This window comes from Acidovorax sp. Leaf160, from assembly GCF_001424265.1.
Classification (GTDB): Bacteria; Pseudomonadota; Gammaproteobacteria; order Burkholderiales; family Burkholderiaceae_C; genus Paracidovorax.
Map to the genome: position 1 here is coordinate 90,116 of NZ_LMOV01000025.1, position 24,769 is coordinate 114,884.

Annotated in this window: 23 protein-coding genes; 18 read left to right on the top strand and 5 right to left on the bottom strand. The window is 67.5% G+C overall.

The window, feature by feature from the left end; all coding sequences use genetic code 11:
- Positions 1-35 precede the first annotated feature (35 nt).
- The 3 genes from ASF94_RS15625 (at position 36) to ASF94_RS15635 (ending at position 2,916) form a co-directional block, all read left to right on the top strand.
- Positions 36-521 carry a peroxiredoxin gene (locus ASF94_RS15625; RefSeq protein ID WP_056668379.1) on the top strand — a complete coding sequence of 162 codons (486 nt, stop codon included), beginning with the start codon at positions 36-38 and terminating at the stop codon, positions 519-521.
- Between the two features lie 167 nt (positions 522-688).
- Complete coding sequence (locus ASF94_RS15630; RefSeq protein WP_056668382.1) at positions 689-2,533, top strand: PhoH family protein; 1,845 nt, start codon at positions 689-691, stop codon at positions 2,531-2,533.
- Between the two features lie 2 nt (positions 2,534-2,535).
- On the top strand, positions 2,536-2,916 hold the full coding sequence (locus ASF94_RS15635) for a hypothetical protein (RefSeq protein WP_056668385.1): 381 nt from the start codon (positions 2,536-2,538) through the stop codon (positions 2,914-2,916).
- A gap of 121 nt (positions 2,917-3,037) precedes the next feature.
- Here the strand turns inward: ASF94_RS15635 and dnaB are convergent, their stop codons facing one another.
- The 5 genes from dnaB to rpsF form a co-directional block, all read right to left on the bottom strand.
- Complete coding sequence (gene dnaB, locus ASF94_RS15640) at positions 3,038-4,471, bottom strand: replicative DNA helicase (RefSeq protein WP_056668388.1); 1,434 nt, start codon at positions 4,469-4,471, stop codon at positions 3,038-3,040.
- 187 nt (positions 4,472-4,658) lie between these two features.
- Positions 4,659-5,111 carry a 50S ribosomal protein L9 gene (gene rplI, locus ASF94_RS15645; RefSeq protein WP_056668391.1) on the bottom strand — a complete coding sequence of 151 codons (453 nt, stop codon included), beginning with the start codon at positions 5,109-5,111 and terminating at the stop codon, positions 4,659-4,661.
- A gap of 11 nt (positions 5,112-5,122) precedes the next feature.
- Positions 5,123-5,404: a 30S ribosomal protein S18 gene (gene rpsR / locus ASF94_RS15650; RefSeq protein WP_011794373.1), complete on the bottom strand. Its 282-nt coding sequence runs from the start codon at positions 5,402-5,404 to the stop codon at positions 5,123-5,125.
- An 18-nt stretch (positions 5,405-5,422) separates the two neighbouring features.
- Positions 5,423-5,713 (bottom strand): primosomal replication protein N, encoded by a 291-nt coding sequence (priB, locus tag ASF94_RS15655; protein ID WP_056668394.1) that lies wholly within the window; start codon positions 5,711-5,713, stop codon positions 5,423-5,425.
- A gap of 24 nt (positions 5,714-5,737) precedes the next feature.
- Positions 5,738-6,121 (bottom strand): 30S ribosomal protein S6, encoded by a 384-nt coding sequence (gene rpsF / locus ASF94_RS15660; protein WP_056668397.1) that lies wholly within the window; start codon positions 6,119-6,121, stop codon positions 5,738-5,740.
- 242 nt (positions 6,122-6,363) lie between these two features.
- Here rpsF and grpE point away from each other — a divergent pair, with 242 nt between their 5' ends.
- The 15 genes from grpE (at position 6,364) to accD (ending at position 24,563) form a co-directional block, all read left to right on the top strand.
- Positions 6,364-6,918 carry a nucleotide exchange factor GrpE gene (gene grpE / locus ASF94_RS15665; RefSeq protein WP_056668400.1) on the top strand — a complete coding sequence of 185 codons (555 nt, stop codon included), beginning with the start codon at positions 6,364-6,366 and terminating at the stop codon, positions 6,916-6,918.
- A gap of 141 nt (positions 6,919-7,059) precedes the next feature.
- Positions 7,060-9,024: a molecular chaperone DnaK gene (gene dnaK, locus ASF94_RS15670; RefSeq protein ID WP_056668403.1), complete on the top strand. Its 1,965-nt coding sequence runs from the start codon at positions 7,060-7,062 to the stop codon at positions 9,022-9,024.
- A gap of 91 nt (positions 9,025-9,115) precedes the next feature.
- Positions 9,116-10,258 carry a molecular chaperone DnaJ gene (dnaJ, locus tag ASF94_RS15675; protein WP_056668406.1) on the top strand — a complete coding sequence of 381 codons (1,143 nt, stop codon included), beginning with the start codon at positions 9,116-9,118 and terminating at the stop codon, positions 10,256-10,258.
- Positions 10,259-10,675: 417 nt separating this feature from the next.
- Positions 10,676-11,653, top strand: a complete 978-nt coding sequence (locus tag ASF94_RS15680; RefSeq protein ID WP_056668409.1) for a LysR family transcriptional regulator — start codon at positions 10,676-10,678, stop codon at positions 11,651-11,653.
- Positions 11,654-11,728: 75 nt separating this feature from the next.
- Positions 11,729-13,150: a 3-isopropylmalate dehydratase large subunit gene (gene leuC, locus ASF94_RS15685; protein WP_056668411.1), complete on the top strand. Its 1,422-nt coding sequence runs from the start codon at positions 11,729-11,731 to the stop codon at positions 13,148-13,150.
- Positions 13,151-13,176: 26 nt separating this feature from the next.
- Positions 13,177-13,305: an entericidin A/B family lipoprotein gene (locus ASF94_RS15690; protein ID WP_056668414.1), complete on the top strand. Its 129-nt coding sequence runs from the start codon at positions 13,177-13,179 to the stop codon at positions 13,303-13,305.
- Positions 13,306-13,347: 42 nt separating this feature from the next.
- Positions 13,348-13,998: a 3-isopropylmalate dehydratase small subunit gene (gene leuD / locus ASF94_RS15695; RefSeq protein WP_056668416.1), complete on the top strand. Its 651-nt coding sequence runs from the start codon at positions 13,348-13,350 to the stop codon at positions 13,996-13,998.
- A 90-nt stretch (positions 13,999-14,088) separates the two neighbouring features.
- Complete coding sequence (gene leuB, locus ASF94_RS15700) at positions 14,089-15,159, top strand: 3-isopropylmalate dehydrogenase (RefSeq protein ID WP_056668419.1); 1,071 nt, start codon at positions 14,089-14,091, stop codon at positions 15,157-15,159.
- Positions 15,160-15,525: 366 nt separating this feature from the next.
- Complete coding sequence (asd, locus tag ASF94_RS15705; protein WP_056668421.1) at positions 15,526-16,656, top strand: aspartate-semialdehyde dehydrogenase; 1,131 nt, start codon at positions 15,526-15,528, stop codon at positions 16,654-16,656.
- A 309-nt stretch (positions 16,657-16,965) separates the two neighbouring features.
- Entirely contained in the window at positions 16,966-19,725 is a 2,760-nt protein-coding gene (locus ASF94_RS15710; RefSeq protein ID WP_056668424.1) for a FimV/HubP family polar landmark protein, read from the top strand.
- Positions 19,726-19,771: 46 nt separating this feature from the next.
- Complete coding sequence (gene truA / locus ASF94_RS15715) at positions 19,772-20,602, top strand: tRNA pseudouridine(38-40) synthase TruA (protein ID WP_056668427.1); 831 nt, start codon at positions 19,772-19,774, stop codon at positions 20,600-20,602.
- Positions 20,599-21,363 carry a phosphoribosylanthranilate isomerase gene (locus ASF94_RS15720; RefSeq protein WP_082493340.1) on the top strand — a complete coding sequence of 255 codons (765 nt, stop codon included), beginning with the start codon at positions 20,599-20,601 and terminating at the stop codon, positions 21,361-21,363. Before truA ends, ASF94_RS15720 begins: the two co-directional genes overlap by 4 nt.
- A complete protein-coding gene (gene trpB / locus ASF94_RS15725) occupies positions 21,363-22,634 on the top strand; it encodes a tryptophan synthase subunit beta (RefSeq protein ID WP_056668430.1) in 1,272 nt (423 codons plus the stop codon). Before ASF94_RS15720 ends, trpB begins: the two co-directional genes overlap by 1 nt.
- Positions 22,631-23,509, top strand: a complete 879-nt coding sequence (gene trpA / locus ASF94_RS15730) for a tryptophan synthase subunit alpha (RefSeq protein WP_082493341.1) — start codon at positions 22,631-22,633, stop codon at positions 23,507-23,509. The genes trpB and trpA overlap by 4 nt, the downstream gene beginning before the upstream one ends.
- 181 nt (positions 23,510-23,690) lie before the next feature.
- Positions 23,691-24,563, top strand: coding sequence for an acetyl-CoA carboxylase, carboxyltransferase subunit beta (gene accD, locus ASF94_RS15735; RefSeq protein ID WP_056668431.1), 873 nt, complete (start codon positions 23,691-23,693; stop codon positions 24,561-24,563).
- The last annotated feature ends 206 nt before the right edge of the window (positions 24,564-24,769 follow it).

Below are 24,769 nucleotides of genomic sequence, written 5' to 3' on the forward strand. Positions count from 1 at the left end.
TTCCAGCGACTTTCTTCTTAGAGAGACTAAGTGCCATGGCGATCGTTGTCAACAAACCCCTCCCTGAATTTGAAGCCAACGCGACCGGCGGGATCAAGGTCTCCAACACCTCGCACCTGGGCCAGGTCATGGTGCTGTATTTCTACCCGAAGGACAACACCCCCGGCTGCACCACCGAAGCCATGCAGTTCCGCGACAAGTACAAGGACTTCGTGAAGGCCGGCGCCGCCGTCTTCGGCGTGTCTCGCGACAACATGAAGTCGCACGACGACTTCAAGGAAAAGCTCGAATTGCCCTTCGAACTCATCGCTGACACCGAAGAGAAGATGTGCCACATGTTCGGCGTGGTCAAGAACAAGATCATGTACGGCAAGAAGGTCAAGGGCATCGAGCGCAGCACCTTCCTCGTTGGCCCCGATGGCATCCTGGTGGAAGAGTGGCGCGGTCTGAAGGTGCCCGGGCATGTGGACGACGTGCTGAAGGCCGTGAAGTCCATCAAGACACTGAAAAAAGCCGCCTGAACGGCTGCGGCGACTTGCCGCAGACCGTCACCCAGAGTAGGCATAATGGGTCGATGCTTCAGAGCGATGCAACGACACATTCCCCGACAAAAGCCGCCTTGGCCTCCAGGCGGCTTTTTGCTTTTTGACGCGCTCTCTTCCTACTTCTTCCACGAGGCCCCTGCCCCATGCCCCTGCCCCCCGCCCCCGCCAAGCGTGCAGCGCTGCTCTCCCCGGACGTGTACCTGCAGACCTCCCCATCGGCAGATGCCGAGAACACCGAGCGCGATGCCGACGCCACCGCTTCGGCGCCCACGCGCGGCCGCAAGCCTGCGGCCCGCACCGGCAAGGCCCCGAGCACCAGCCGCGCTGCCAGCGTGATCGCCGACGCCACCGCCGCCGGCGCTACCCCTGCAAGCTCTCGCCGCCCAGCCGCACCGGCGCAGGCCGTGCCAGCCGCTCCGGCGGCAGCCCCTGCCGAGCCCGCCCGCTCGCGCAGGTCGCGCCGCCCTGCTGCCGCACCTGCCGTTGCCCCTGCCGTCGCGGCCGCTCCGCTCGCTCCGGTCGCCACACAGGCACCGGCCTCCAAGAGCGCAGCCACCGCCACGCCAGCCGAGCGGCCACGCAAGCAGCGAAGCACCGGCCCGAAGAAGATGTTCGTGCTGGACACCAACGTGCTGCTGCACGACCCCACCTGCCTGTTCCGCTTCGAAGAGCACGACATCTTCCTGCCGATGATCGTGCTGGAGGAACTGGACGGCCACAAGAAGGGCATGACCGAGGTCGCCCGCAACGGACGCCAGGCCAGCCGCACGCTGGACGCGCTGGTGGGCGTGAAGGGCGCGGACATCGCCCGTGGCATCGATCTCGATTCGACCGGCCAGCGTGCTGCGGGCGGCTGCCTGCACTTCCAGACCGAGCCGCTCGACTACCAGCTGCCCACCAGCCTGCCGCAGGGCAAGGCGGACAACCAGATCCTGGGCGTGGTCGAGGCGCTAAGCCATCGCTACGCGCCGCGCGAGGTGGTGCTGGTGTCCAAGGACATCAACATGCGCGTCAAGGCGCGCGCGCTGGGCCTGAATGCCGAGGACTACCAGAACGACAAGACGCTGGAAGACGGCGACCTGCTCTATTCCGGCGTGATGGCCCTGCCGGCCGATTTCTGGACCAAGACGGGCAAGAACGTGGAGAGCTGGCAACACGGCGCACACACCTACTACCGCGTGGGCGGACCGGTCGTGCCGCAGCTGATGATCAACCAGTTCGTGTACTTCGAGGCGCCGGGCGAGCCCAGCCTGTTCGCCCGCGTCACCGAGATCCGCGACAAGACCGCCGTGCTGCAGACGCTCAAGGACTATGGCTCCGCCAAGAACACGGTCTGGGGCGTGAACACGCGCAACCGCGAGCAGAACTTCGCGATGAACCTGCTGATGGACCCGGACGTGGACTTCGTCACGCTGGCCGGCACGGCCGGCACCGGCAAGACGCTGATGGCGCTGGCCGCCGGCCTCACGCAGGTGCTGGACGACCGCCGCTACACCGAGATCATCATGACCCGCGCCACCGTGAGCGTGGGTGAGGACATCGGCTTCCTGCCCGGCACCGAAGAGGAAAAGATGGGCCCCTGGATGGGCGCGCTGGACGACAACCTCGAGTTCCTGGCCAAGGGCGACGGCGGCAACGCCGGCGAGTGGGGCCGCGCCGCCACCAACGAGCTGATCAGGAGCCGCATCAAGATCAAGAGCATGAACTTCATGCGCGGACGCACCTTCCTGAACAAGTACGTGATCATCGACGAGGCGCAGAACCTGACGCCCAAGCAGATGAAGACGCTGATCACGCGGGCGGGCCCGGGCACCAAGATCATCTGCATGGGCAACCTGGCACAGATCGACACGCCCTACCTGACGGAAGGCTCTTCCGGCCTGACCTATGCGGTGGACCGCTTCAAGGGCTGGCCGCACAGCGGGCACATCACGCTGGCACGCGGCGAGCGCTCCCGCCTTGCGGACTTCGCCAGCGAGGTGCTCTGAGCATGGCGGTGGGATGGATGACGGCGCTCAAGCTGGTGCCGTGGAGCGAGGTGATCGAGGCCACGCCGCAGATCCTGCAGGCGGCGCGCCGCCTGATGGGCTCGGCCCAGCGCGCGCCTGCAGGGCCCTCACCCGCCGCCGGCGCCACGGCGGCGCTGGGGGTCAGCACCGCCGATCAGCTGGCGGTCATGCGCGAAGCCCTGCTGCAGCTGCAGGACGAGCAGCGCGCCTCGGCGACGCTGATCGAATCGCTGGCCGAACAGAACGCGGTGCTGGTGCGCGCGGTGGACGCCCTGCGGGTGCGCCAGCAGCGGCTGCTGTGGGGCGTAGGCGCGCTGGGCGCCGCCACCCTGGTGCTGCTGGCGTGGGCCATCAATCAGTGAGACGCTGAGCGCGTCCTCACCAGCCCGGTCCGCCTGACGGACGCAACCCGGCAGCTATCAAAAAAATAGCACCTCGCGCTTGTACATCAAGCGCCAGGTGCTATTTTCATGCCGCAGACGATCAGAAGTCGTCGCCGCTGTAGCCCATCGCCAAGTTCTCGAAGCGGGTCTGGTTCTTCTGGAAGAACACCTTCACCGTGCCGGTCGGGCCGTTCCGCTGCTTGCCGATGATGATCTCGGCGATGTTCGGCTCCTTGCTGTCCTTGTTGTAGTAGTCGTCGCGGTAGATGAACATGATGATGTCCGCGTCCTGCTCGATGGCGCCCGACTCGCGCAGGTCGGACATCATGGGCCGCTTGTCGGTGCGCTGCTCCACCGAGCGGTTCAGCTGCGACAGCGCGATCACCGGGCACTGCAGTTCCTTGGCCAGCATCTTCAGGCCCCGCGAGATCTCGCCCAGCTCGGTGGCCCGGTTGTCGCCGCCGCTGGCGCCGGAGCCGCTCATCAGCTGCAGGTAGTCGACCACGATCAGGCCGAGCTTGCCGCACTGGCGCGCCAGCCGGCGGGCGTTGGCGCGCAACTCGCTGGGCGTGAGGCCGGGCGTTTCGTCGATGTGCAGCGACACCGTGCGCAGGCGCTCGATGGCCTCGGTCAGGCGCGGCCACTCCTCGTCGCTCAGCTTGCCGGTGCGCAGATTGCCCTGGTTGACGCGGCCGATGGAGCCCACGATACGCACCGCCAGCTGGGCGGCGCCCATTTCCATCGAGAAGATGGCGACCGGCAGGCCTTCGTTCAGCGCCACGTGCTCGGCGATGTTCACCGCGAACGAGGTCTTGCCCATGGAGGGGCGGGCCGCCAGCACCACCATGTCGCCCGCCTGCAGGCCGGACGTCATGCGGTCCAGATCGGCGAAGCCCGTGGGCACGCCGGTCACGTCCATGGGGTTGTCGGCCATCTCCTGGACGCGGTCCAGCAGGTCGATCACCAGCGTGTCGAGCGACTGGAAGCCCTGCTTCATGCGCGAGCCTTCTTCGCCGATGGCGAAGATCTTCTGCTCGGCCTCGTCCAGGATGCGCTCCACCGTCTTGCCCATCGGATTGAAGGCGTTGGTCGAGATCTCGTCGCTGGCCGTGACCAGCTTGCGCAGCACCGAGCGCTCGCGCACGATCTCCGCGTAGCGCCGGATGTTGCTGGCGCTGGGCACGTACTGCGCCAGGTTGTTGAGGTAGGCCAGGCCACCCACCTCCTCGGCCTTGCCCAGGCTCTGCAGTTCCTCGAACACCGTGATGACGTCGGCCGGCTTGCTGGCGTTGATCAGCTTGCCGATGGCGGCGTAGATCTGCTGGTGTTCGTGCCGGTAGAAGTCGCTGTCGACCAGCAGGTCGCCCACCCGGTCCCAGGCCATGTTGTCCAGCAGCAGCCCGCCCAGCACACTGGATTCGGCCTCGACCGAGTGCGGCGGCACGCGCAACTGCGCCACTTCGCGATCGGCGGAGGACTGGGGCAGCGACGAGGGCGTGAATTCGTCGTCGAGAGGGGGCATGACGGCGGACATCGGCGGACTCCTTCAGCGGGGCGAGAGAACCGGCCCCACGGGACCGGGGCTGGGGACAGACCTGTGGACAAACCGTTGACAGGCAGGGGACGCGCAGTGGATGCGCTGTGCATGGCGCAGGCGGCCATAAAGCACAAAAGCCGCCCGGAGGGCGGCTTCGTTGCTGTGGTCAGCGGGTCGCTTGCGGTTAAGCGGTTTCGCCGTAGACCGACACGGTGACTTCCACCACCACGTCGGTGTGCAGGGCCACGCTCACGGTGCTGTCGCCAACGACCTTGATCGGGCCGTTGGGCAGGCGCACTTGCGACTTCACGACTTGGTAGCCTTGCTTGTTCAGCTCTTCGGCGATGTCGTGGTTGGTGACGGAGCCGAACAGGCGGCCGTCAACGCCGGCCTTCTGCGTCAGCTTGACGGTCGTGCCGCCGAGCTTTTCGCCTTGGGCTTCGGCTTCTGCCAGCTTGGCGGCAGCAGCCTTTTCCAGTTCGGCGCGCTTGGCTTCGAACTCAGCCTTGTTGGCTTCCGTGGCACGACGGGCGCGGCCCGAAGGGATCAGGAAGTTGCGGGCGTAGCCGTCCTTGACCTTGACGATTTCGCCCAGGTTGCCGAGGTTCACGACCTTGTCGAGCAGGATGATTTGCATGGTCGGGCTCCTTAGATCTTGTGCTGGTCGCTGTAAGGCACCAGTGCCAGGAAGCGGGCGCGCTTGATGGCGGTGTTCAGCTGACGCTGGTAGATGGCGCGCGTGCCGGTCAGGCGCGCGGGGATGATCTTGCCGTTTTCGGCGATGAAGTCACGCAGGGTGTCGACATCCTTGTAGTCGATCTCTTCCACGCCAGCGACCGTGAAGCGGCAGAAGCGCTTGCGCTTGAACAGCAGGGACTGGGTGTTGCGCTTTGGGCGCTTGTCTTTGTTGAACTTCTTGAACGTGGCCATTTTCGGACCCCTTGAAAATTAATCTTGTTGAATATCCTGGATGTGGAGAACCAGCCCTTTGCCGTTGCGTGGCGAGGCCAGAAAACCCTGGAATTTCCAGCGGCTTCCCAATGCCTGCCTGGCCAGCCGCTCTGCGAGCGCGCCGAAGGCCACTGCTTTCACGGCAGCCCGGACTTCGCGCCGGGTACCTGCTTCCTGCTGCTGCGACTCGTGTTCGAGCCGCAAGTCCAGCGCAGGCAGTCCGGCGGGCGTGTAACGCAAGGGCTTCGCCTCGCCGATACAGGCCGTCAGGGCAACGTGGTTTTCCACTCCTCCCGGCTCAAAGGCCGTCGATCAGCGCTGTTCGCGCTCGGTCGCGGCGAATTCGGCTTGGCTGGCCTTGCGGGCTTCTTCGCGCTCGACGGTCTTCATCATCGAAGAGGGGCCCGTGTCGGCCTTCTTCTTCTGAACCGTCAGGTGGCGCAGCACGGCGTCGTTGAACTTGAAGGCGTGCTCCAGTTCAGCCATCACGGCCTGGTCGGCTTCGATGTTCACGCACAGGTAGTGGGCCTTGGCCAGCTTGTTGATCAGGTACGCCAGTTGACGGCGGCCCCAGTCTTCCACGCGGTGCACCTTGCCGCCGCCGGCGGTGATCATGCCCTTGTAGCGCTCCAGCATGGCTGGAACTTGTTCGCTTTGATCCGGGTGGATCAACAAAATGATTTCGTAATGACGCATGCAAACTCCTTCTGGATGACACCACCTGCTGCGTCTTTTGAAGCAGTGTGGCAAGGCAAAGCCGGCGATTATAGCGCGTGCGGTTCGGGCTTGTACACTGGCATCCCCGTTGCAGGGCCGCGACGGGCCGGCCTGACGGCACCGGCCGCCCCGGCGCGGCCGAATGCGCAAGGCTTTCCGCTTGAAATCCGCCGGGTCGCACCGACCTCTGGCGCGTACCGTTCATTTTCCAACACACCGACATGTCCGACCACAATCCAGCCAACGCCCCTGCGGGCCAGCAGCCCGCCCCCGAAGAAGTCGAAGCCGCGATGGCGGCCCACACGTCCGACGAGCTGAGCCGGCTGCAGAACGAGCTGGCCGAGCTCAAGGCCAAGAGCGCCGATCTGGCCGACCAGTTCCTGCGCGCCAAGGCCGAGGCCGAGAATGCGCGCCGCCGGGCCGAAGACGAGGTGTCGAAAGCGCGCAAGTTCGGCATCGAGAGCTTTGCCGAAAGCCTGCTGCCGGTGGCCGACAGCCTGGCCGCCGCGCTGGCCATCAAGGACGCGACGCCCGAGCAGCTGCGCGAAGGCTCCGACGCCACGCTGCGCCAGCTGACCGCCGCACTGGAGCGCAACAAGGTGCTGGCGATCAACCCGGCCGCCGGCGAGAAGTTCGACCCGCACCAGCACCAGGCGATCAGCGTGGTGCCGGCCGAGCAGGAGGCCAACACCGTTGTCACCGTGCTGCAAAAGGGCTATGTGATCGCCGACCGCGTGCTGCGGCCCGCCCTGGTGACGGTGACGGCGCCGAAGTAAGGCAAGGCGCCTGCGCCGGGGCGAACGTGCGCCCCACGGCATCCCGACCCTCAAATTTTTAGGGTCCGCCGGCTTGAAGCCGGACAAGTTATCCACAAGTTACGGTCATCCACATTTTTTGTCAGACAAGCGGAGAACAACATGGGAAAAATCATCGGCATTGACCTGGGCACCACCAACAGCTGCGTCGCCATCATGGAGGGCAACACGACCCGCGTGATCGAGAACAGCGAAGGCGCCCGCACCACCCCGTCCATCATCGCCTACCAGGAAGACGGCGAGATCCTCGTCGGCGCCTCTGCCAAGCGCCAGGCCGTCACCAACCCCAAGAACACGATCTACGCCGCCAAGCGCCTGATCGGCCGCAAGTTCGAGGAAAAGGAAGTGCAGAAGGACATCGACCTGATGCCCTACGCCATCGCCCGCGCCGACAACGGCGACGCCTGGGTGGAAGTGCGCGGCCAGAAACTGGCCCCGCCGCAGATTTCCGCCGAAGTGCTGCGCAAGATGAAGAAGACCGCCGAGGACTACCTGGGCGAGCCGGTCACCGAGGCCGTGATCACCGTGCCTGCGTACTTCAACGACGCGCAGCGCCAGGCCACCAAGGACGCCGGCCGCATCGCCGGCCTGGACGTCAAGCGCATCATCAACGAGCCCACCGCCGCGGCCCTGGCCTTCGGCCTGGACAAGCAGGACAAGGCCGACCGCAAGATCGCCGTGTATGACCTGGGCGGCGGCACGTTCGACGTGTCGATCATCGAGATCGCTGACGTCGATGGCGAAAAGCAGTTCGAAGTGCTGTCCACCAATGGCGACACCTTCCTGGGCGGCGAAGACTTCGACCAGCGCATCATCGACTACATCATTGCCGAGTTCAAGAAGGAACAAGGCGTGGACCTGTCCAAGGACGTGCTGGCCCTGCAGCGCCTGAAGGAAGCCGCCGAGAAGGCCAAGATCGAGCTATCGAACTCCTCGCAGACCGACATCAACCTGCCCTACATCACGGCTGACGCCTCCGGTCCGAAGCACCTGAACATCAAGCTGACCCGCTCCAAGCTGGAGAGCCTGGTGGACGAGCTGATCGAGCGCACCATCGCGCCCTGCCGCACGGCCATCAAGGACGCCGGCATCAGCGTGTCCGACATCAACGACGTGATCCTGGTCGGCGGCATGTCGCGCATGCCCAAGGTGCAGGAGAAGGTCAAGGAATTCTTCGGCAAGGAACCGCGCAAGGACGTGAACCCCGACGAAGCCGTGGCCGTGGGCGCCGCCATCCAGGGCCAGGTGCTGTCGGGCGACCGCAAGGACGTGCTGCTGCTGGACGTGACGCCGCTGTCGCTGGGCATCGAGACCCTGGGCGGCGTGATGACCAAGATGATCACGAAGAACACCACGATCCCGACGAAGTTCGCGCAGACCTTCTCGACCGCCGACGACAACCAGCCAGCCGTGACGATCAAGGTGTTCCAGGGTGAGCGCGAGATTGCCAGCGCCAACAAGCTGCTGGGCGAATTCAACCTCGAAGGCATCCCGCCTGCCGCCCGCGGCACGCCGCAGATCGAGGTGTCGTTCGACATCGACGCCAACGGCATCCTGCACGTGGGCGCCAAGGACAAGGCGACCGGCAAGGAAAACAAGATCACCATCAAGGCCAACTCGGGCATCTCGGAGGAAGAGATCCAGAAGATGGTGAAGGACGCCGAGCTGAACGCCTCGGAAGACAAGAAGAAGCTGGAGCTGGTGCAGGCCCGCAACCAGGGCGAGGCCGCTGTCCACAGCGTGACCAAGAGCCTGGCCGAGCATGGCGACAAGCTGGAAGCCGCCGAGAAGGAACAGATCGAAGCGGCCGTCAAGGCGCTGGAAGACGTGCTGAAGGGCGAGGACAAGGCCGCGATCGACGAGAAGACGACCGCACTGATGACCGCCAGCCAGAAGCTGGGCGAGAAGATGTACGCCGAATCGCAGGCAGCGCAAGCCGCTGCGGCCGGTGGCGCCGAAGCCGGCGCAGGCGGCCCGTCGGCCGGCGGTGCATCGTCGTCCGCGGGCTCCGCACCGCACGACGACAACGTGGTGGACGCCGAAGTCAAGGAAGTGAAGAAGGGCTGATCTCCGCGCGAGCGTGATCCGCTAGCCGCCGCGCCAGGCCCTCCCCCAGGGGCCAGCGCGGCGTTCCTGTTCCAACGAGGCTCGAAAAGACATGTCCAAGAGAGACTATTACGAAGTGCTGGGCGTTCCCAAGAACGCCTCGGACGACGAAATCAAGAAGGCTTATCGCAAGCTGGCGATGAAGCACCACCCGGACCGCAACCAGGGTGATGCCGCCAAGCCGGCGGAAGAGAAGTTCAAGGAGGCCAAGGAGGCCTACGAGATGCTCTCCGATCCGCAGAAGCGCGCGGCCTATGACCAGTACGGCCATGCCGGCGTGGACCCGAACATGCGCGGCCCGGGTGCCGGCGCAGAGGGTTTCGGCGGCTTCGCCGAGGCGTTCGGCGACATCTTCGGCGACATGTTCGGCCAGCAGCGCGGCGGCGCACGGGGCGCGGGCGGCCGGCAGGTCTACCGCGGCAACGACCTGAGCTATGCGATGGAAGTCACGCTGGAAGAAGCCGCCAAGGGCAAGGAAGCGCAGATCCGCATCCCCTCGTGGGATTCGTGCGAAACCTGCCACGGCAGCGGTGCCAAGCCGGGCACCAGCGCCAAGACCTGCGGCACCTGCCAGGGGTCGGGCACGGTGCAGATGCGCCAGGGCTTCTTCAGCGTGCAGCAGACCTGCCCGCACTGCCGCGGCACGGGCAAGATCATTCCCGAGCCCTGCGGCACCTGCCACGGCCAGGGCAAGGTCAAGAAGCAGAAGACGCTGGAAGTGAAGATCCCCGCCGGCATCGACGACGGCATGCGCATCCGCAGCACGGGCAACGGCGAGCCGGGCTCCAACGGCGGGCCGCCGGGCGACCTCTACATCGAGATCCGCGTCAAGAAGCACGACATCTTCGAGCGCGACGGCGACGACCTGCACTGCCAGGTGCCGGTGAGCTTCATCACCGCCGCGCTGGGCGGCGAGATCGAAGTGCCCACGCTGGCGGGCAAGGCGGCCATCGACATTCCGGAGGGCACCCAGGCCGGCAAGCAGTTCCGCCTGCGCGGCAAGGGCATCAAGGGTGTGCGCTCCAGCTACCCGGGCGACCTGTACTGCCACATCGCGGTGGAGACGCCGGTCAAGCTGACCGAGCACCAGCGCAAGCTGCTGAAGGAACTGGACGAGTCGCTGAAGAAGGGTGGCGCCAAGCATTCGCCGACGGGCGAGAGCTGGACGGATCGGCTGAAGAACCTCTTCACCTGACCGGGACCAGGGCCCCGCTCCCCGCCCCCTTCCGCACGAAAGACCGCTCCGCGCCTCCTGGCCCGGGGCGGTTTTTTTTTGGAGATGGCGGCGTGGCTGCGCAAGGGCCCATGGGCACGGCCATCCGCCGGCCCGCAGCGGCCGATGGGCGCTCCCGCGCCTCGCTCCACTATCTTTTCAATAGCACGCTGCGCTGGTCAATCCTCGCATTGGAAGTCAAAGCAGCCCCAATGCCTGACGCCCCTTCGGGATGCCGCTATCTTTTTCGGAGCGCCAACGCGATCGATGAGGCCAGGGCCGGTGATAGGCGATGGACGCCATCGTAATCCACGATGGCCGGGAGCCCGTGGCTGTAGGAAAATCGCTTCAGCTTCTCCAAACGAGAAGAAGCCCAAGCCCCCCCAGCCTCCTCCACCGATGAAAAGCTCCGAGCGCAGTTTTGCGCGCCGTATCGACCTCACCTCGCTGCAGCTCTTCGTGGCCGTCTGCGAGCTGGGCAGCATCGGGCGTGCGGCGGAGCGGGAATTCATCGCTGCATCGGCGGTCAGCAAACGGCTGTCCGACCTGGAAACCGCCGTCGACACCCCGCTGCTCTACCGCCACAGCCGGGGCGTCACGCTCACGCCGGCGGGCGAGAGCCTGCTGCACCATGCCCGCACCGTGCTCTTCGGGCTGGAACGCATGCAGGGCGAGTTGAGCGAATACGCGGGCGGCGTGCGCGGCCATGTGCGCATGCATTCCAACATTTCGGCCATCGTGCAGTTCCTGCCCGAAGACCTGGGCGCGTTTTCGCGCCTGCACGGCCAGATCAAGATCGACCTGCAGGAGCACCTCAGCCCCGCCGTGCTGCACGCCGTGCGCGAAGGCGCGGCCGACCTGGGCGTGTGCCACACGGGCACCCCCGCCGGCACGGCCGAGGGCCTGCAGATGCGGCCCTACCGCAGCGACCGGCTGATGGTCGTGGTACCCGAGGGCCACCCCATGGCCGGGCGCGAAGCCGTCGCCTTCCCGGAAGTGCTGGACTGGGACATCGTCGGCCTGCATGCCGGCAGCAGCATCAGCCTGGCGATGCGCCAGGCTGCCGCGCACACGGCCCGGCCGCTGCGCCAGCGCATCCAGGTCACCGGGCTGGACGCCATGTGCCGCATGATCGACAACGGCCTGGGCGTGGGCCTGCTGCCCGACCGCGCCTTCGCGCTGATGCGCGGCGTGGGCCGGCTGCAGTCCGTGCCCCTCGACGAACCCTGGGCTGAGCGCCAGCTGCAGCTGGTGGCGCGCGACTTCGACGCCCTGCCCGTCACCGCGCGCCTGCTGGCCGAGCACCTTTCCGCCCTGCCGCCGCTGGCGATGCAGCCGCCCGATACGCTTCGGGAAGCCGCACCGGTCGGCGCGTAGGCCCAGCGTTCACTTCGTTTTCGTTTGCTTCAATTTCCGTTTTTTCCCCTTCCCCACGCAAGAAAAGAGACCGCCATGGGACGCACCCTGTACGACAAGATCTGGGACGAGCACGCCGTCCATACCGAAGAGGACGGCACCACCATCCTCTACATCGACCGCCACCTGGTGCATGAAGTGACCAGCCCGCAGGCCTTCGAGGGCCTGCGCCAGGCCGGCCGCAAGGTCTGGCGCGTCAGCTCCATCGTCGCCACGGCCGACCACAACACGCCCACCACGGGCTGGGAACGGGGCTACGACGGCATCACCGACCCGATCAGCAAGGAACAGATCGTCACCCTGGACAAGAACATCGCCGAAGTGGGCGCCGCCGCCTTCTTCCCGTTCATGAGCAAACGCCAGGGCATCGTCCACGTGATCGGGCCCGAGAACGGCGCCACCCTGCCCGGCATGACCGTGGTCTGCGGCGACAGCCACACCAGCACGCACGGCGCCTTCGGTGCACTGGCGCACGGCATCGGCACCAGCGAGGTCGAGCACGTGATGGCCACGCAGACGCTGCTGGCCAAGAAGGCCAAGAACATGCTGATCCGCGTGGACGGCCAGGTGTCGCCCGGCGTGACGGCCAAGGACATCGTGCTGGCCATCATCGGCAAGATCGGCACGGCCGGCGGCACGGGCTACACCATCGAGTTCGCCGGCCCCGCCATCCGCGCGCTCAGCATGGAAGGCCGCATGACGGTCTGCAACATGGCCATAGAGGCCGGCGCCCGCGCCGGGCTGGTGGCGGTGGACGACAAGACCATCGAGTACGTGAAGGGCCGCCCCCTGTCGCCCACCGGCGTCGAATGGGACCAGGCCGTCGCCTACTGGAAGACGCTGCATTCCGATGCCGACGCCCAGTTCGACACCGTCGTCACCCTGAACGGCGCCGACATCGTGCCGCAGGTCACCTGGGGCACCTCGCCCGAGATGGTGCTGGGCGTGGACGCCCGCGTGCCCGACCCCGACAAGGAAAAGGACGCCAACAAGCGCGGCGCCATCGAGCGCGCGCTGACCTACATGGCGCTGGAGCCCGGCAAGCCGCTGGCCGACATCTTCGTGGACAAGGTGTTCATCGGCAGCTGCACCAACAGCCGCATCGAGGACATGCGCGAAGCCGCCGCCGTGGTGAAGAAGCTGGGCCAGAAGGTCGCCAAGAACATCAAGGTCGCGATGGTCGTTCCGGGCTCCGGCCTGGTGAAGGAGCAGGCCGAGCGCGAGGGCCTGGACCAGGTCTTCAAGGCCGCGGGCTTCGAGTGGCGCGAGCCGGGCTGCTCCATGTGCCTGGCCATGAACGCCGACCGGCTGGAGCCGGGCGAGCGCTGTGCTTCCACCAGCAACCGCAACTTCGAAGGCCGCCAGGGCGCGGGCGGACGCACCCACCTGGTCAGCCCCGCCATGGCCGCCGCCGCCGCCGTGCACGGGCACTTCGTGGACATCCGCCAGTTCGCCTGAGCGGCACGGCCCCGGAGCAAACCGCCATGAAGACCTCCTTCACCGCCGTGCTCGCGCTGGCCCTCGCCGCGCTGCTGGCCGGCTGCAACACCGTCAAGGGCATGGGCCAGGACGTGCAGCGCGCCGGCAGCGCCATCGAGCGCGCCGCCAAGTAAACCGAACCGCACCGAACCGCACCGAACCGACCGTTTCACACCATGCAGAAATTCACCATCCACCAAGGTCTCGTGGCGCCCATGGACCGCGAGAACGTCGATACCGACGCCATCATCCCCAAGCAGTTCCTCAAGTCGATCAAGAAGACCGGCTTCGGCGTGAACCTGTTCGACGAGTGGCGCTACCTGGACCACGGCGAACCCGGCCAGGACCCGGCCAGCCGCAAGCCCAACCCCGACTTCGTGCTGAACCAGCCGCGCTATGCCGGCGCCTCGGTGCTGCTCGCGCGCAAGAACTTCGGCTGCGGATCGAGCCGCGAGCATGCGCCCTGGGCGCTGGACCAGTACGGCTTCCGCGCCGTCATCGCGCCCAGCTTTGCCGACATCTTCTTCAACAACTGCTTCAAGAACGGCCTGCTGCCCATCGTGCTGCCCGAGGCCACCGTGGGCCAGCTGTTCGACGAGGTGCACGCCTTCCCGGGCTACGAGCTGACCATCGACCTGGAGCGCCAGGTCATCGTGCGCCCGCAGGGCGAGGAGATCCCCTTCGAGGTGAACGCCTTCCGCAAGTACTGCCTGCTGAACGGCTTCGACGACATCGGCCTCACCCTGCGCCAGTCCGAGAAGATCAAGGCCTTCGAGTCCGAGCGCCTGGCGACCAAGCCGTGGCTGGCGCACACCATGGCCAGCTGAACGGCCCGCAACCACGCCAAATATTGATCAAAACAGGCTGCAGCGCAGGAAACACCTGCGCATTCAGCTATCAAAAGAGAAGCAAAAAGCATGAAAATCGCAGTTCTGCCGGGTGACGGCATCGGCACCGAAATCGTCGCGGAGGCCGTCAAGGTGCTCGAAGCGCTGGACCTCGGCCTGGAGATGGAATCCGCGCTGGTCGGCGGCGCCGCCTACGAGGCCCACGGCCACCCGCTGCCCGAATCGACCCTGAAGCTGGCCCAGCAGTCCGACGCCATCCTGTTCGGCGCGGTGGGCGACTGGAAGTACGACAAGCTCGACCGCCCGCTGCGCCCCGAGCAGGCCATCCTGGGCCTGCGCAAGCACCTGGGCCTCTTCGCCAACTTCCGTCCCGCCATCTGCTATGAGCAGCTGGTGGGCGCCTCCAGCCTCAAGCCCGAGCTGATCGCCGGCCTGGACATCCTCATCATCCGCGAGCTGACGGGCGACATCTACTTCGGCCAGCCGCGCGGCCGCCGCGTGGCCACCGACGGCCACTTCCCCGGCGCCGAGGAAGCCTTCGACACCATGCGCTACAGCCGCCCGGAGATCGAGCGCATCGCCCATGTCGCCTTCCAGGCCGCACGCAAGCGCAGCAAGAAGGTCACCAGCGTGGACAAGGCCAACGTGCTGGAAACCTTCCAGTTCTGGAAGGACGTGGTCACCGAAGTGGGCCAGCAGTATCCGGACGTGGAACTGCAGCACATGTACGTGGACAACGCCGCCATGCAGCTCGTGAAGGCGCCCAAGGCCTTCGACGTGGTGGTGACCGGCAACATGTTCGGCGACATCCTGTCTGACGAAGCCTCGATGCTCACCGGCTCCATCGGCATGCTGCCCTCGGCCAGCCTGAACAGCAAGAACCAGGGCCTGTACGAGCCCAGCCACGGCAGCGCGCCCGACATCGCCGGCAAGGGCGTGGCCAACCCGCTCGCCACCATCCTCAGCGCCGCGATGATGCTGCGCTTCAGCCTGAACCAGGAAGCCGCCGCCCAGCGCATCGAAGCTGCCGTGCAGAAGGTGCTGGCGCAAGGGCTGCGCACGCCGGACATCTGGAGCGAAGGCACGGACAAGGTCGGCACCGCGCAGATGGGCGATGCCGTGGTGAAGGCGCTGGCCTGACCCGCAACGGCCCCTGGCTTGCGCGAAGCGGCCTTGCGGCCGCTTTTTTCTGGGCGGGCCGGTGTGCGGGGGTGGCACGGTGGCGCGGTGGCGCGCTGGAGCAACACGCAGGGGCCGATGCGCAACCTGCATGGGCAGCGCGTGCACTACAATCCCTCCCCATGTTTGCCGCCCGCCCGTTCACCCTGAACACCACCGCTGCCGCCCTGGCTGCCGTGGCCGTGCGCGCAATCACCACCAAAACCACGACCATTACGGGCTGATCCAGCTCCGGTTCCGTCGTGCGCCCCTCCTGGCCCTGACGAGCCGGGCAGGAACAGTCCCGGTCGGGCATTGTTTCTTCTTAACTGAGTAGGGGTGTTGAAAATGAGGAAGTTGGTAGGTCTGGTCGGCTGGCGCGGCATGGTCGGCTCCGTTCTCATGGATCGCATGCAGGCCGAGGGCGACTTCGCGCTGATCGAGCCGATGTTCTTCTCCACGTCCAACGCCGGCGGCAAGGCCCCCGCGCAGGCGAAGAACGAAACCACGCTGCAGGACGCGTTCGACATCGAAGCCCTCAGGCGCTGCGACATCATCCTGACCGCACAGGGCGGCGACTACACGAGCGAAGTCTTCCCCAAGCTGCGCGCAGCCGGCTGGAACGGCCACTGGATCGACGCGGCATCGACCCTGCGCATGAAGGACGACGCCGTCATCGTGCTCGACCCGGTCAACCTGTCCGTCATCAAGGACGCGCTCGCCCAGGGCGGCAAGAACTGGATCGGCGGCAACTGCACCGTCAGCTGCATGCTGATGGGCGTGGGCGCGCTCTACAAGGCGGGCCTGGTCGAGTGGATGAGCACGCAGACCTACCAGGCCGCCAGCGGCGGCGGCGCGCAGCACATGCGCGAGCTGCTCACGCAATACGGCACGCTGAACGCCGAGGTGCGTTCGCTGCTCGACGATCCCAAGAGCGCCATCCTGGAGATCGACCGCAAGGTCATCGCCAAGCAGCGCAGCCTGTCCGAAGCCGAAACGGCGAACTTCGGCGTGCCGCTGGGCGGCAGCCTGATCCCCTGGATCGACAAGGACCTGGGCAACGGCATGTCCAAGGAAGAATGGAAGGGCATGGCCGAGACCAACAAGATCCTGGGCCAGGGCGAAGGCTTCGGCACCCAGGCCGTGCCGGTCGATGGGTTCTGCGTGCGGGTGGGTGCCATGCGCTGCCACAGCCAGGCGCTGACCTTCAAGCTGAAGAAGGCCGTGCCGGCGGCCGACATCGAAGCCATGATCGCCGCCGACAACGAATGGGTGAAGGTGGTGCCGAACACGCGCGAAGCCACCATCCGCGACCTGACGCCGGTGGCCGTGACCGGCACCATGACGATCCCCGTCGGCCGCATCCGCGAACTGGCGATGGGCCCGGAATACATCGGCGCCTTCACCATCGGCGACCAGTTGCTCTGGGGAGCCGCAGAGCCGCTGCGCCGCATGCTGCGCATCCTGCTCGACGCGTGATGACGACGGACCTTCGGGTCCGTTGTCGCATGGGCGCGGCGGGGCGTTGCAGGCAGCCCCGCGCCGGGCCAGGCACGCGCCAGAGGGCGGGCGCGTTGTGCCGCACCAACAAGCCTTCGACCCTTTGCGAGGGGGTTTTCAAAAGCCCTATCGACACCCCTCCGGCGTTGGCTTGTCACCCTAAAGCATTGATGCTATGGTGCTTTTTACATTTTCTTGCGCGCCGGCTCGGGGCCTCTTCCCCAGCCGGCTGAATGTCCTGCCCGCTGCATTGCAAGGCAGGCTCCCACCTCTTTGCTGATGGCTCACATGCATCGTTGGAAACTCTCCGCCCTGGCCGCCGCAGCCGTCCTGTCGTCCGGCCTGTACACCACCGATGCTTCCGCTCTGGCCCTGGGACGGGTCACCGTGCAGTCCGCGCTGGGCGAGCCCCTGCGCGCCGAGATCGATCTGCCCCAGATCACGTCCGCCGAAGCCGAGTCGCTGCGCGCCACGCTCGCATCGCCCGACGTCTTCCGCGCCCAGGGCTATGAATACACGCCCACGCTGAACGGCGTGCGGGTCGCGCTGCAGCGGCGGGCCGATGGCTCGATGGTGCTGCGCCTGAACAGCGACCGGCCGATCAACGACCCGTTCGTCGATCTGGTGATCGACGCCTCGTGGAATTCCGGGCACATCGTGCGCAGCTACACGATGCTGTTCGATCCGCCTGCCACGCGCCGTCCGGCCCCCACGGTCACCGCATCCCCGCAGACCACCGCTCCGGCCGCAGGGGCGCAGGCTCCGGCGCCCGCGCCTGTGCCCGCGCGCCCGGCGGCGGTCGACAACACCCCCGTCCCACCGCCTGCGGTGGTCTCCACCCGGCCGGTGCCCTCCCCGGCGCCCGTGCCGGCCGCCGCGCGCGCGGGTGCGGATTCCGTCACGGTGCGTCCGGGTGACACGGCCGGCCGCATCGCGGGAGCCAACCGGCCGGCGGGTGTGTCGCTCGACCAGATGCTGGTCGCCATGATGCGTGCCAACCCCGACGCGTTCGTCAACGGCAACGTGAACCGCCTGCGTTCGGGCGCGGTGCTGCAGCTGCCCGACCAGGTGGAGGCGCAGACCACGCCGCCGGCCGAGGCGCGCCAGATCATCGCGGCGCAGAGCCGTGACTTCAACGAATTCCGCCGCCGCCTGGCCGCTGCCGCGCCCCCGGCAGCCGTGGCCGCCGCCGGCCGCTCCGCCAGCGGCTCCGTGCAGACCCAGGTGGAAGATCGCAAGCCCGCCACCGCCGCGCCGGACAAGCTCACGCTCTCCAAGGGCGGCGTGCAGGCCGCCAAGGCCGACGAACAACTGGCCAAGGACAAGCAGGCCAGCGATTCGGCGGCGCGCATGGCCGAGCTGAACAAGAACATCTCCGAGCTGAACAAGCTCAATGCGGCGTCGGCGCCGGCAGGCGCCGCAGCCCCTGCAGCCCCTGCAGCGGCCGCCGCTGCCCCGGGCGCGACGGCACCGGCCGCGGCTCCCGCACCGCAGGCCATGGCAAGCGCCGCCGCGCCGGCCGCGGCGTCCGCCGCATCCGCTCCCGTCTCGCCGGCAACGGCTGCCTCTGCGGCCAGCCCCGCGCCGGCGGCACCTGCTGCGGCACCCGCCGCGCCCGCCTCCACCCCGGCCGCAGTGCCGGGCGCAGACCCCGCCGAAGAGCCCGGCTTCGTCTCCACCCTGCTCGAAGAGCCGCTGTTGCCCGGCGTCGCCCTCGCCCTCACTCTGGCGCTGCTCGGCTACGCCGGCTACCGCGCCGCGCAACGCCGCCGTGCCGCGGCGGGCGTGGACAGCTCCTTCCTGGAAAGCCGTGCGCAACCCGATTCGTTCTTCGGCGCAAGCGGCGGCCAGCGGGTGGATACCGCCCACAGCATGATGACCACCGGCTCGTCGATGGCGTATTCGCCTAGCCAGCTCGATGCCGGCGGCGACGTCGACCCGGTGGCGGAAGCCGACGTGTACCTGGCCTACGGCCGGGACCTGCAGGCCGAGGAAATCCTGAAGGAAGCCGCGCGCCACCACCCCGAGCGCGTCGCCATCCATGCCAAGCTGGCCGACATCTATGCCAAGCGGCAAGACCGCAAGGCATTCGAGGTGGCGGCGAACGACGTGCTGCGCCTCACCGACGGCCAGGGCCCCGAGTGGCAGCGCGTGGCCGACACCGGCCGCGCCCTCGACCCCGACAACGCCCTCTACCAGCCGGGCGCCCGCCCCACGCTGGGCGCTGGCGCAGCGGGTGGGGCGGCCGCCTCGGCTGCCGCAGCGGCCGGCTTCGCCAGCACCCTGCCGGGCGCAGGCGATTCCCGCGCCGACCCGCTATCTTCGCTGCCCCCCGATCTCGACCTGGATCTGGATCTCGATCTGCCCGACGATGCGTTGACGGAAGCCCCTTCCGCCGCCCCTGCGCCCCTCGCGGCACCCAGCGCCTTCGCGTTGGCCGCTGCCGCAGCGGCGGGCGGAGCCGCCGGAGCGTCGATCACGCCGCCGCAGGACGATGACTTCCGACTGCAGTCGCCCGAGCCCGAAGGCGAAGCGCGCCTCCCGACCGACCCGGAATTCGAGCGCCCGGCATCCGCTGCCGCGGCCGAGCCGCCCACGCCGGAGCTGGATCTTTCCGGCCTCGACCTGCCCGATGCCGACTGGCGCCAGGCCGACCCGGTCACCCAGCCGGCCCCGCTGGCCGAGCCCAGCATCGACGCGCCCGACTTCGCCGCCAGCGATCTGTCGGTGCTCGACTCCGGCATCGCCCCGCTGGACGCGCAGGGCCGGCCCATGGAGCCGCGCGATTTCGACCTGGGCGACCTGTCGCTCGACCTGGACACACCGACGGAACCGGCCCGTGTGCAAGCCGCCCCGGCACTGGACGACGCCGCCCTGACCGGCTCCGCACTGCCCGACGATCCACTGGCCACCAAGCTGGCGCTGGCCGAGGAATTCAACGCCATCGGCGACAGCGAAGGCGCACGCACGCTGATCGAGGAAGTGATCGCCGAATCGTCGGGCGAGCTGAAGACGCGGGCACAGCGCCTGCTGTCCGAACTCGGCTGATGGCGCTGCGCGACGCCCCCTTGCGCCACTTGCCCGGAACAGCGCCATGAGAATGGCGCTGGGTATCGGCTACAACGGCCAGGGCTACAACGGCTGGCAGAGCCAGGTTTCGGGCAACACCATCCAGGACAAGCTGGAGGCGGCGCTGAGCCGCTTCGCCACCCAGCGCGTGTCCACGCTGTGCGCGGGCCGCACCGACACCGGCGTCCACGGGCTGATGCAGGTGGTGCACTTCGACACGCCGCTCGACCGCCTGCCTGCCTCGTGGGTGCGCGGCACCAACACCTTCCTGCCGCCGGACATCGCCGTGCAGTGGGCGCAGGCGGTGCCGGACACCTTCCACAGCCGGGGCAGCGCCATTGCGCGGCGCTATGCCTACGTGCTGCTGCAGTCGCCGGTGCGGCCCAGTGTCGAGGCCGGCCGCGTGGGCTGGGTATACCACCCGCTCGACGGCGACGCCATGCGCGCCGCAGCCGAACACCTGCTGGGCGAGCACGACTTCACCTCGTTCCGGGCCTCGGCCTGCCAGGCCAAGTCGCCGGTGAAGACACTTCACCAGATCCGCATCACGCGCCGGGACAGCACGAGGCCGCCACGCGCGCCCGCCGGCCCGCACGACTGGAGCCCCTGCTACTGGCGTTTCGAATTCGAGGGCAACGCCTTCCTGCACCACATGATCCGCAACATCATGGGCTGCCTGATCGCGATCGGCCAGGGCAAGCAGCCACCCGAGTGGATGCGCAGCGTGCGCGACGCCCTCTCGCGCGACGCTGCGGCCCCTACTTTCTCGCCCGACGGGCTGTATTTCGTCGGGCCGTCGTACGACGCCGCGTGGGGACTGCCCTCGCATGCGGCTGCGTATGATTGGCTGCCATGACCTCGCCCGGCTCTGCGCCCTTCGCACCTTCCCTGCCCTCTTCATCCACCCAGCCGCCGCCCCGCACGCGGGTCAAGATCTGCGGCCTGACGCGCGAGCAGGACGTGGACGCCGCCGTGGCAGCCGGGGCGGACGCGGTCGGCTTCGTGCTCTACGCGCCCAGTGCGCGGGCCGTCACGCCCGAGCGGGCGGCGCAGCTGGCCCGGCGGCTGCCGCCCTTCGTCACGCCGGTGCTGCTGTTCGTGAACGAATCCGCTCCTAAAGTAATAGCTGCCAGCGCCCTGATTCCGGGCGCCACACTGCAGTTTCATGGTGATGAATCGCCCGCAGACTGCCTGGCGGCCACGGGCGGCGGCGTTCGCCCGCACCTGCGCGCGGCACGCATTCCCCTGGGCGACGGCGCGGCCCGCTTCGACCTCGTAAAATACGCGCTCGATCACTCTCACGCCCAGGCCATCCTGCTCGACGCCCATGTCGACGGCTATGGCGGCGGCGGCAAGGCTTTCAATTGGTCACTCCTGCCTCCAAGCGTCGACTCTCACCTCGTTTTGTCTGGTGGACTCACGCCTGCAAACGTGACCGATGGCATCTGGCAGGTACGGCCGCGCTGCAAGACGCTGGCCGTTGACGTTTCCTCCGGCGTCGAAGCCGACGGCCCCGATGGCCAGGCCATCCGGGGCGTCAAGGACGCCGACAAGATCCATCGCTTCATCGCTGCCGTGCGCGCGGCCGATGCAGCCCCTGCTCCCATGATCCTCTGATGTCCGACACCTATTCCTTTCCCGATGCCACGGGCCATTTCGGCTCCTACGGCGGCAGCTTCGTCAGCGAGACGCTGACGCACGCCATCAACGAGCTGCGCGAGGCCTATGCCCGCTACCAGCACGACCCCGAGTTCCTGGCGGAATTCGCGTACGAGCTGGCGCACTTCGTCGGCCGGCCTTCGCCCGTCTACCACGCCGCGCGCACCAGCCGCGAACTGGGCGGCGCGCAGATCTTCCTGAAGCGCGAAGACCTCAACCACACCGGCGCGCACAAGATCAACAACGTGATCGGCCAGGCCATGCTCGCCAAGCGCATGGGCAAGCCGCGCATCATTGCCGAGACCGGCGCCGGCCAGCACGGCGTGGCCACCGCCACCATCTGCGCGCGCTACGGCCTGGAATGCGTGGTGTACATGGGGGCGGAGGACGTCAAGCGCCAGAGCCCCAACGTCTACCGCATGAAGCTGCTGGGCGCCACGGTGGTGCCGGTCGAATCGGGCAGCCGCACGCTGAAGGACGCGCTGAACGAGGCCATGCGCGACTGGGTGGCCAACGTGGACAACACGTTCTACATCATCGGCACGGTGGCGGGCCCGCACCCCTACCCGATGATGGTGCGCGACTTCCAGAGCGTGATCGGCACCGAGTGCATCGAACAGATGCCGCCGCTGCTGGCCGAGCAGCGCATCGCGGCCGAGCAGCCCGATGCCGTCGTCGCCTGCGTGGGCGGCGGCAGCAATGCCATGGGCATCTTCCACCCCTACATTCCGTTCAAGGCCACCCGCCTGATCGGCGTGGAGGCGGCCGGCGAGGGCCTGGAGAGCGGCAAGCATTCCGCCTCGCTGCAGCGCGGCAGCAGCGGCGTGCTGCACGGCAACCGCACCTTCATCCTGCAGGACGAGAACGGCCAGATCACCGAGACGCACAGCATCAGCGCGGGCCTGGACTACCCCGGCGTGGGCCCCGAACACGCCTGGCTGCAGGAAATCGGCCGCGCAGAATACGTCGGCATCACCGACAAGGAGGCGCTGGAGGCCTTCCACCACCTGTGCCGCACCGAAGGCATCATCCCCGCGCTGGAATCGAGCCACGCGATGGCCTACGCCATGCAGCTGGCGCCCACCATGCGGGCCGACCAGTCCATCCTCGTGAACCTCTCCGGCCGGGGCGACAAGGACATCGGCACCGTGGCCGACCTGTCGGGCGCCGACTTATACGACCGCCCGTCCATGCGGGGCTATACCGTCAAGGGAGGGCCCGCAGCATGACCGGGACTTCCACACCATCCGCCGCCGCCGTGGCCGTGGCAGATGCCGGCGCCGCGCCGCGCAACCGCATCGCCGCCACCTTCGCCGCCCTGCGCGAGCAAGGCCGCACGGCGCTGATCCCGTACGTCACCGCCGGCTTCCCGTTCGCCGACATCACGCCCGCGCTGATGCACGGCATGGTCGAGGCCGGCGCCGACGTGATCGAGCTGGGGGTGCCGTTCTCCGACCCCATGGCCGACGGCCCGGTCATCCAGAAGGCCGGCGAAAAGGCGCTGGCGCTGGGCATCGGCATGGCGCAGGTGCTGGAACACGTGCGCGTCTTCCGGCAGCGCAACCGCGCCACGCCGGTGGTGCTGATGGGCTACGCCAACCCGGTGGAGCGCTACGACCAGCGGCATGGCGAGGGTGCCTTCGTGCGCGATGCCGCAGCCGCCGGCGTCGATGGCGTGCTCATCGTCGACTACCCGCCCGAGGAGTGCGAGGCCTTCGCCGCCAGCCTGCGCGCGCACGGCATGGACCTGATCTTCCTGCTGGCGCCCACCTCTACCTCCCAGCGCATGCAGCAGGTGGCCCGCGTGGCCAGCGGCTACGTGTACTACGTGTCGCTCAAGGGCGTGACCGGCTCCGGCGCGCTCGACACGGGAGCCGTGGAGGCCATGCTGCCGCGGATCCGCGAGCAACTGGGCGAAGGCATTCCGGTGGGCGTGGGCTTCGGCATCCGCGATGCGGCCACGGCCCAGGCGATTGGCCGCGTGGCCGACGCGGTGGTCATCGGCAGCCGCATCATCCAGCTGATCGAGGACCAGCCGCACGAGAAGGTGGTCGCCGTGACGGTGGACTTCCTGCGCGGCATCCGCAAGGCGCTCGACGCATAAAATACGGCGCTACCCCCTGAGCGGCTTTCGCCGCTTCCCCCTTCTCTCGCGCTGGCGCGCGGGAAGGGGGACGACGCCGGTGGCCCGGCAAAGCCGGTTCCACGGCGTCCGCTGGCCTGGGGTTGCGCCAGTCTTGAAGGTTGTGGCGCAGCAACCCTCGCAATTCATTTGAGGAACACACATGTCCTGGCTCGAAAAACTCCTGCCGTCCAAAATCCAGCAGACCGACCCGACCGAGCGTCGCCAGGTGCCCGAAGGTCTGTGGACCAAGTGCCCGAGCTGCGAGACGGTGCTCTACAAGACCGATCTGGAACAGAACCAGAACGTGTGCCCGCATTGCGGCCACCACCACCGCATCGGCGCGCGGGCGCGGCTCAATGCCTTTCTCGACCCGGAAGGCCGCTATGAGATCGGCCAGGAAGTGCTGCCGGTCGATGCGCTGAAGTTCAAGGACAGCCGCAAGTACACGGAACGCCTGAAGGAAGCGCTGGAAAACACCGGCGAGACCGACGCGCTCATCGTCATGGGCGGCGCGATCAAGAGCGTCAACGTGGTGGTCGCCTGCTTCGAGTTCGAGTTCATGGGCGGCTCCATGGGCAGCGTGGTGGGCGAGCGCTTCGTGCGCGGCGTGGAAGCCGCCATCGAGCAGAAGGTGCCGTTCATCTGCTTCACGGCCACCGGCGGCGCGCGCATGCAGGAAGGCCTCTTGTCGCTGATGCAGATGGCCAAGACCAATGCGGCCCTGACCCGGCTGGCCAAGAAGGGCCTGCCCTACATCAGCGTGCTGACGGACCCGACCATGGGCGGCGTTTCGGCCGGCTTCGCCTTCGTGGGCGACATCGTGGTGGCCGAGCCCAAGGCGCTGATCGGCTTCGCCGGCCCCCGCGTGATCGAATCGACCGTGCGCGTGAAGCTGCCTGAAGGCTTCCAGCGCGCCGAATTCCTGCAGACCAAGGGTGCCGTGGATTTCATCTGCGACCGCCGCGAACTGCGCGACACGCTGGCCAGGAGCCTGGCGATGCTGCAGCGCCTGCCGGCCGACGCAGTCGCCTGAGAATGCCCGGAGCCGGGCGACGGGCCGCACCCACGGCCCATTGACAGTTTGCTATAAAAACAATAGCTTCTCGCGCTTGATCTGCAAGCGCCAGCAGCTATTTTCATTGGCAGCGGAACCTGACGAACCCATCGGCACCGACGGTACCGTCAGCACCGTCAGCACCGTCAGCACCGACCCCCGTGCCGCTGCCCGCCTCAAGCCAG

What these genes read in the sequence shown, in the direction of transcription:
- ASF94_RS15625 (WP_056668379.1), top strand. Translation starts at nt 36, where the DNA reads ATGGCGATCGTTGTCAACAAACCCCTCCCTGAATTTGAAGCCAACGCG.
- ASF94_RS15630 (WP_056668382.1), top strand. Translation starts at nt 689, where the DNA reads ATGCCCCTGCCCCCCGCCCCCGCCAAGCGTGCAGCGCTGCTCTCCCCG.
- ASF94_RS15635 (WP_056668385.1), top strand. Translation starts at nt 2,536, where the DNA reads ATGGCGGTGGGATGGATGACGGCGCTCAAGCTGGTGCCGTGGAGCGAG.
- dnaB (WP_056668388.1), bottom strand. Translation starts at nt 4,471, where the DNA reads ATGTCCGCCGTCATGCCCCCTCTCGACGACGAATTCACGCCCTCGTCG.
- rplI (WP_056668391.1), bottom strand. Translation starts at nt 5,111, where the DNA reads ATGCAAATCATCCTGCTCGACAAGGTCGTGAACCTCGGCAACCTGGGC.
- rpsR (WP_011794373.1), bottom strand. Translation starts at nt 5,404, where the DNA reads ATGGCCACGTTCAAGAAGTTCAACAAAGACAAGCGCCCAAAGCGCAAC.
- rpsF (WP_056668397.1), bottom strand. Translation starts at nt 6,121, where the DNA reads ATGCGTCATTACGAAATCATTTTGTTGATCCACCCGGATCAAAGCGAA.
- grpE (WP_056668400.1), top strand. Translation starts at nt 6,364, where the DNA reads ATGTCCGACCACAATCCAGCCAACGCCCCTGCGGGCCAGCAGCCCGCC.
- dnaK (WP_056668403.1), top strand. Translation starts at nt 7,060, where the DNA reads ATGGGAAAAATCATCGGCATTGACCTGGGCACCACCAACAGCTGCGTC.
- dnaJ (WP_056668406.1), top strand. Translation starts at nt 9,116, where the DNA reads ATGTCCAAGAGAGACTATTACGAAGTGCTGGGCGTTCCCAAGAACGCC.
- ASF94_RS15680 (WP_056668409.1), top strand. Translation starts at nt 10,676, where the DNA reads ATGAAAAGCTCCGAGCGCAGTTTTGCGCGCCGTATCGACCTCACCTCG.
- leuC (WP_056668411.1), top strand. Translation starts at nt 11,729, where the DNA reads ATGGGACGCACCCTGTACGACAAGATCTGGGACGAGCACGCCGTCCAT.
- ASF94_RS15690 (WP_056668414.1), top strand. Translation starts at nt 13,177, where the DNA reads ATGAAGACCTCCTTCACCGCCGTGCTCGCGCTGGCCCTCGCCGCGCTG.
- leuD (WP_056668416.1), top strand. Translation starts at nt 13,348, where the DNA reads ATGCAGAAATTCACCATCCACCAAGGTCTCGTGGCGCCCATGGACCGC.
- leuB (WP_056668419.1), top strand. Translation starts at nt 14,089, where the DNA reads ATGAAAATCGCAGTTCTGCCGGGTGACGGCATCGGCACCGAAATCGTC.
- asd (WP_056668421.1), top strand. Translation starts at nt 15,526, where the DNA reads ATGAGGAAGTTGGTAGGTCTGGTCGGCTGGCGCGGCATGGTCGGCTCC.
- ASF94_RS15710 (WP_056668424.1), top strand. Translation starts at nt 16,966, where the DNA reads ATGCATCGTTGGAAACTCTCCGCCCTGGCCGCCGCAGCCGTCCTGTCG.
- truA (WP_056668427.1), top strand. Translation starts at nt 19,772, where the DNA reads ATGAGAATGGCGCTGGGTATCGGCTACAACGGCCAGGGCTACAACGGC.
- ASF94_RS15720 (WP_082493340.1), top strand. Translation starts at nt 20,599, where the DNA reads ATGACCTCGCCCGGCTCTGCGCCCTTCGCACCTTCCCTGCCCTCTTCA.
- trpB (WP_056668430.1), top strand. Translation starts at nt 21,363, where the DNA reads ATGTCCGACACCTATTCCTTTCCCGATGCCACGGGCCATTTCGGCTCC.
- trpA (WP_082493341.1), top strand. Translation starts at nt 22,631, where the DNA reads ATGACCGGGACTTCCACACCATCCGCCGCCGCCGTGGCCGTGGCAGAT.
- accD (WP_056668431.1), top strand. Translation starts at nt 23,691, where the DNA reads ATGTCCTGGCTCGAAAAACTCCTGCCGTCCAAAATCCAGCAGACCGAC.